The 4949-nt window shown below is 35.7% G+C and carries 7 protein-coding genes and 2 pseudogenes; 6 read left to right on the top strand and 3 right to left on the bottom strand.

Annotated features, from left to right (window positions below):
• From WGMM_RS04470 to mdh, 6 genes and pseudogenes are all read left to right on the top strand, one after another.
• Positions 1–261, top strand: a 261-nt coding sequence (locus WGMM_RS04470) for a hypothetical protein (RefSeq protein WP_240991932.1), incomplete at its 5' end; no start/stop codon positions are given.
• A 3-nt stretch (positions 262–264) separates the two neighbouring features.
• Positions 265–634 (top strand): annotated as a pseudogene (locus WGMM_RS04465) (HIT domain-containing protein).
• 18 nt (positions 635–652) lie between these two features.
• Positions 653–1006: an NADH-quinone oxidoreductase subunit A gene (locus WGMM_RS04460; RefSeq protein ID WP_006279576.1), complete on the top strand. Its 354-nt coding sequence runs from the start codon at positions 653–655 to the stop codon at positions 1004–1006.
• 3 nt (positions 1007–1009) lie between these two features.
• Positions 1010–1516, top strand: a complete 507-nt coding sequence (locus WGMM_RS04455) for a NuoB/complex I 20 kDa subunit family protein (protein ID WP_006279574.1) — start codon at positions 1010–1012, stop codon at positions 1514–1516.
• Positions 1509–2081: an NADH-quinone oxidoreductase subunit C gene (locus WGMM_RS04450; protein WP_007548576.1), complete on the top strand. Its 573-nt coding sequence runs from the start codon at positions 1509–1511 to the stop codon at positions 2079–2081. Before WGMM_RS04455 ends, WGMM_RS04450 begins: the two co-directional genes overlap by 8 nt.
• 3 nt (positions 2082–2084) lie before the next feature.
• Positions 2085–3035 carry a malate dehydrogenase gene (mdh, locus tag WGMM_RS04445; protein WP_038250672.1) on the top strand — a complete coding sequence of 317 codons (951 nt, stop codon included), beginning with the start codon at positions 2085–2087 and terminating at the stop codon, positions 3033–3035.
• A gap of 27 nt (positions 3036–3062) precedes the next feature.
• On the opposite strand, the gene WGMM_RS04440 is transcribed toward mdh, so the two are convergent.
• From WGMM_RS04440 to WGMM_RS04430, 3 genes and pseudogenes are all read right to left on the bottom strand, one after another.
• The gene (locus WGMM_RS04440; RefSeq protein ID WP_038250668.1) at positions 3063–3830 is read right to left on the bottom strand and encodes a TatD family hydrolase; all 768 of its coding nucleotides are present in this window, start codon (positions 3828–3830) and stop codon (positions 3063–3065) included.
• Positions 3827–4272 (bottom strand): annotated as a pseudogene (locus WGMM_RS04435) (RNA pyrophosphohydrolase). Before WGMM_RS04435 ends, WGMM_RS04440 begins: the two are co-directional and overlap by 4 nt.
• Positions 4273–4306: 34 nt before the next feature.
• On the bottom strand, positions 4307–4949 hold a 643-nt coding region (locus WGMM_RS04430), incomplete at its 5' end, for an AAA family ATPase (protein WP_051599655.1).

The following is a 4949-nucleotide window of genomic DNA, read 5'->3' as shown; positions in this document are numbered from 1 at the left end:
ATTATGAGTGAAGCTAAAAAAATAGAGGAAAGACATCATAGTCTCACTGTTCCTGGGGATATGTATCACTTACAACCAGGAGTTATTACCGGAAAAAGGGTAAGTGGAATAGAACCCTTTTTGAAAGAACAGCAGGACATGGTAAAAGTAAGGGAACTTGTAAGCTCTTTAAATCTTGAAGATGCTTCTGGTGAAGCGATAAAACCACTATCTACACCTAATGTAGAGAAAAACGAAGAAAGAGGGAAAGGTCGCTCTTAAAATATGAGCAATGAAGTTTATGATAGCGATAACGTCTTTGCTCAAATATTAAGAGGTGAGTTACCTTGTGAGAAGGTACATGAAAATGAAAATGTACTAGCTTTTCATGATAAGTACCCTGACGCACCAGTTCATATTTTAGTTATACCAAAAAATCAATATATTTCATATGATGATTTCATTCTAAAAGCTCCTGAAGAGGAAATAGCGGATTTCTTCAAAACTGTAAGAGAGATAGCACACAAATATAATCTAGAAAAAACAGGATATAGATTGGTCACTAACTACGGTGAAAATGGAGAGCAGGTTGTACCACACTTTCACGTGCATATTTTTAGGTGGTAAAAAGTTAGGAAAGCATGTAAACTCATAGTGTTATATGTTTTGTTAAATGAGCGAATATTTAACCATAGTAATCTTTATCTGCGTATCAATTGTAGTATCTTTTGCTTTAGGTATATTGCCTATGTTTCTTGCAGTGAGTAAGCCAGATGGTGAAAAGCTTTCCACATATGAGTGTGGCTTCAATCCACTATCCAGTGCAAGAAAAAATTTTGACATTAAATTTTATCTAGTTTCAATATTATTTATAATATTTGACTTAGAAATTGCTTTTCTTTTTCCTTGGGCTGTTTCTTTATCTAAGATAAGCTATGGTGGATTTTGGTCTATGATGGTATTTCTTGCAATACTCACTATAGGTTTTATCTATGAATGGTGTAAAGGTGCATTAGAGTGGGAGTAGTTTATGACAAATCAAATTCTATCTAATGATGACTGGGGTCGTTATAAAAAAGAAGGGTTTCTTGTCACTAAATTTGGTGATTTAACAGATTATGTAATGAATTGGGCAAGGTCTGGTTCATTGTGGCCAATGACATTTGGTCTTGCATGTTGCGCAGTTGAGATGATGCATACTGCATCCAGCCGTTATGATCTTGATAGATATGGTATAATGTTTCGTGCAAGCCCACGTCAATCAGATGTGATGATTGTTGCTGGCACACTAACTAATAAAATGGCAGCAGCATTGCGCAAGGTTTATGATCAAATGGCAGACCCGAAGTATGTTATTTCCATGGGAAGTTGTGCAAATGGTGGTGGTTATTACCATTACTCTTATTCAGTAGTCCGAGGCTGTGATAGAATTGTGCCAGTTGACGTGTATGTCCCTGGATGCCCACCAACCGCTGAGGCGTTGCTATATGGAATGCTATGCCTACAAAACAAAATAAAACGGACTCGGAATGGATAAAACTGCAAAGTATATACAAAAAAAGACCAAATGCGAGTGCATTCAAAAAGATGATGGCATTATTGTAATATATTCAACTTTAGATGAAATTGAAAAGCACCTATTCTTTCTACGTGATGATGAAAAGTGTAGGTTTGAACTATTAGTTGATATTTTTGGGGTTGACTATCCAAATAGAGAGAAGCGCTTCGAGCTAATATACAACCTGCTCAGCATTGTGCATAATATTAGAGTACACATAAAGCTTCAGTTATGTGAAAGCGACATGCCTCCAAGTGTAGCGAAGATATTTAGTACGGCTTTGTGGTTTGAGCGTGAAGTGTTTGATATGTATGGAATAGAGTTTTCTGATCACCCTGATTTGCGTAGGATTCTAACAGACTATGGATTCAAAGGTCATCCAATGTTAAAAGATTTCCCTCTCACTGGTTATGAGGAAGTAAGATATGATATAGAGACAAAAAAGGTTGTGTATAATCCTATAGATTTACCGCAAGATTTTCGTATGTTTGATAGCTTATCGCCTTGGGAAGGTAAAACCATAAAAGTAAATACAAAGGAGTAGAAAATGACAGTACAAAGAAAAAAAATATCTTTAATCGGTGCAGGAAATATCGGTGGAACTCTCACCCATATGATTGCACTAAGGGAACTCGGTGATGTTGTTTTACTTGATATTAGTGATGGAATACCACAAGGTAAAGCACTCGACATAGCAGAATCATCCCCTATTGATGGATTTAGTGTCAATATTACTGGCACAAATAGGTATGAAGATATAAAAAACTCCGATGCAATTATAATAACCGCTGGCATCGCTAGAAAACCTGGAATGAGCAGGGATGACCTCCTGCAAACCAATGCTAAAGTAATGAAGGAGGTTGGCGAAAATATTAAAAAATATTCTCCAAACGCGTTTGTAATAGTGGTTACCAACCCTTTGGATGCCATGGTTTCAGTGGTGCATAAATTTTCAAACCTTCCAACTAATATGATTGTTGGCATGGCAGGAGTGCTTGATTCTTCCCGTTTTCGTTACTTTCTTGGAAGTGAGTTAAATATCTCAGTTGAAGATATATCTGCTTTTGTGCTTGGAGGACATAGCGACACTATGGTACCACTAATCAATTGTGCTTCAGTTGCTGGAATTCCACTTACTCAAATTATCGATATGGGTCTTATCACACAGAAAAAAGTCGATGAAATAGTTGAACGCACTCGCAATGGCGGTAAAGAAATAGTTGATCTGCTTAAGTCTGGATCTGCATACTACGCTCCTGCATCTTCAGCTATATGCATGTTAGAACCATATTTAAAAGATAAGAGGCGCATATTACCATGTGCTGCTTACCTTAATGGTGAATATGGTGTAGAAGATTTGTTTATTGGTGTTCCTGTAATTATTGGAAAAAACGGAATTGAAAAGATCCTAGAAGTTAAAATGAATGATAGTGAACAAGAAATGTTTAATAAGTCTGTAAACTCGGTGAGAGAGCTGGTGAAATCTTTAGGTTCATAAGCAAATTAATGGTTTTATAGAGCTTCTTTATAGCTCAAACAGCCTAAAAAAGTTGCTTGTGGTTACCTTCGCTACTTGTTCTGGTGACTCATTCCACAACTCTGCCAAACAATCAACAACGTATTTCACCATTGCTGGTTCATTCTTTTTTCCCCTATAAGGCTCAGGTGATAGATATGGTGCATCAGTTTCGACTAAAACACGCTCGCGTGGTACATTTTGTGCAATTTCTCTGAGTAAGCTCGCATTTTTAAAAGTAATAATTCCAGAAAATGAAATATATAACCCCAAATCTATAGATTGATAAGCAAGTTCTTTAGAGGAAGCAAAGCAGTGCATTACTCCACTAAAAGCACCGGCTTTCATTTCTGACCTTAACATATCGATCATCTCATTATCAGCGCTTCTTGTGTGAATAACTAAAGGTAGTCCAGTTATTCTTGACGCTTCTATATGTAATGCAAAACTTTTTTTCTGATTGTCTTTGTTGTCAGATTTATAAAAATCTAACCCGGTTTCACCGATACTAATTACCTTTTGCTTCTTGGTAAATCCAACTAATTCATCAACATGTATACACTCACCGTTTTCTATAGCAACATCAAGCGGATGTATACCAACAGAGGAGTAGACCTGATCATAGGATGAAGAAATTTTTAATAACTTAGGAACATCGTCAATGCTTACGCATATGTTATGCAAAACCTTTACACCATTTTGCTCTGCCCTTGAAATTACTTTTGGTATTTCATCGTCAGAAAAATAAATCAAGTGGCAATGAGAATCTACTATCATGAGCTTATTGTTGAGGCTTTTATTATAGAAGAAAACTCTTCTATCACTGTTTTATAAACTTCTTTTTAAATGATATAGCACTGGCTACTAAACTATCTATACCTTGCCAACGCCACTCTTTGAACTCTGGATGACCAGTATAATTAATATCAATGTCCTCATCCTCTCCGCAAAACTTCATTAAGAACCACCTTTGCTTTTGACCAGAATATTTTCCATTCCAGCATATTGGTATAACTTCTTTAGGCAAGTTGTAGTATATCCAATCCTTGCTTTTAGTTATAACCTTTACTTTATTAGTACCAACCTCCTCTAGCAACTCACGTAACGCTGCTTGTTCCAGTTCCTCACCATCATCAACACCTCCTTGTGGCATCTGCCAGTAAGAATCGCTATCAAAGCGTTTTCCAATAAAGGCATTTCCTTGTCTGTTAAATAGCATTATGCCAACACAAGGACGGTACTTATCTTTCTGCTCAACCACGAGTACGCTCTGTTTTTAAATGATTTGTTACAGAAGTTTTAATTAATTTTCCATTTTTTTCTTTCTTCATCTCTTCAACAATTTTCTTTGCAACTTCCTTTGCACTCAAGTTCGAGTTATCAATTTCAAGCGAACCCTCAGGTATAAATAGCCTTTTCCCTTCAATTTTCTTTATAGCAAAATCCGGATCAGTAATTTTATTTTCCTGATATCTCTCTTCTGATTGGACACGTCTTACTAGTTTTTCATTATTACAATGTAATACTACAGAAAAAATTTCCATGTCCATTTTTTTACTTAAATTTACCACTGAGTTATATAATCTTTGGTCATAGGGATCACCCTCTATCAATTCATTTGTAAATATATAATGTTTTGATTTTACGTAGTGTTTTTCCAGTATTGCTAATACATTTTCCCTAACTGCAAAAATTTTTTCCCATAGGTCATCTGGAACTTCAGCGTTTTGTAATTTAACAATATCAAATATAATATTATTGAATAGATTATTGCTTACTATTACTGCACCAATGATTTTACACAGTTCCTTTGCAGTAGTAAACTTACCACTGCCTGGAAAGCCGATTAAGTAGATGAGGGTCTTGCCCATAATGAATACTAGTAAAAAGCTATTT

The sequence above is a fragment of the Wolbachia endosymbiont of Glossina morsitans morsitans genome, assembly GCF_000689175.1.
GTDB classification, from domain to species: Bacteria; Pseudomonadota; Alphaproteobacteria; order Rickettsiales; family Anaplasmataceae; genus Wolbachia; species Wolbachia pipientis.
The sequence above is the reverse complement of the archived record's forward strand: the minus strand, read 5'-3'. Positions and strand labels throughout refer to the sequence as shown.

Coding starts and splice junctions, on each gene's coding strand:
- WGMM_RS04460 (WP_006279576.1), top strand. CDS start 653: ATGAGCGAATATTTAACCATAGTAATCTTTATCTGCGTATCAATTGTA.
- mdh (WP_038250672.1), top strand. CDS start 2,085: ATGACAGTACAAAGAAAAAAAATATCTTTAATCGGTGCAGGAAATATC.
- WGMM_RS04450 (WP_007548576.1), top strand. CDS start 1,509: ATGGATAAAACTGCAAAGTATATACAAAAAAAGACCAAATGCGAGTGC.
- WGMM_RS04455 (WP_006279574.1), top strand. CDS start 1,010: ATGACAAATCAAATTCTATCTAATGATGACTGGGGTCGTTATAAAAAA.
- WGMM_RS04440 (WP_038250668.1), bottom strand. CDS start 3,830: ATGATAGTAGATTCTCATTGCCACTTGATTTATTTTTCTGACGATGAA.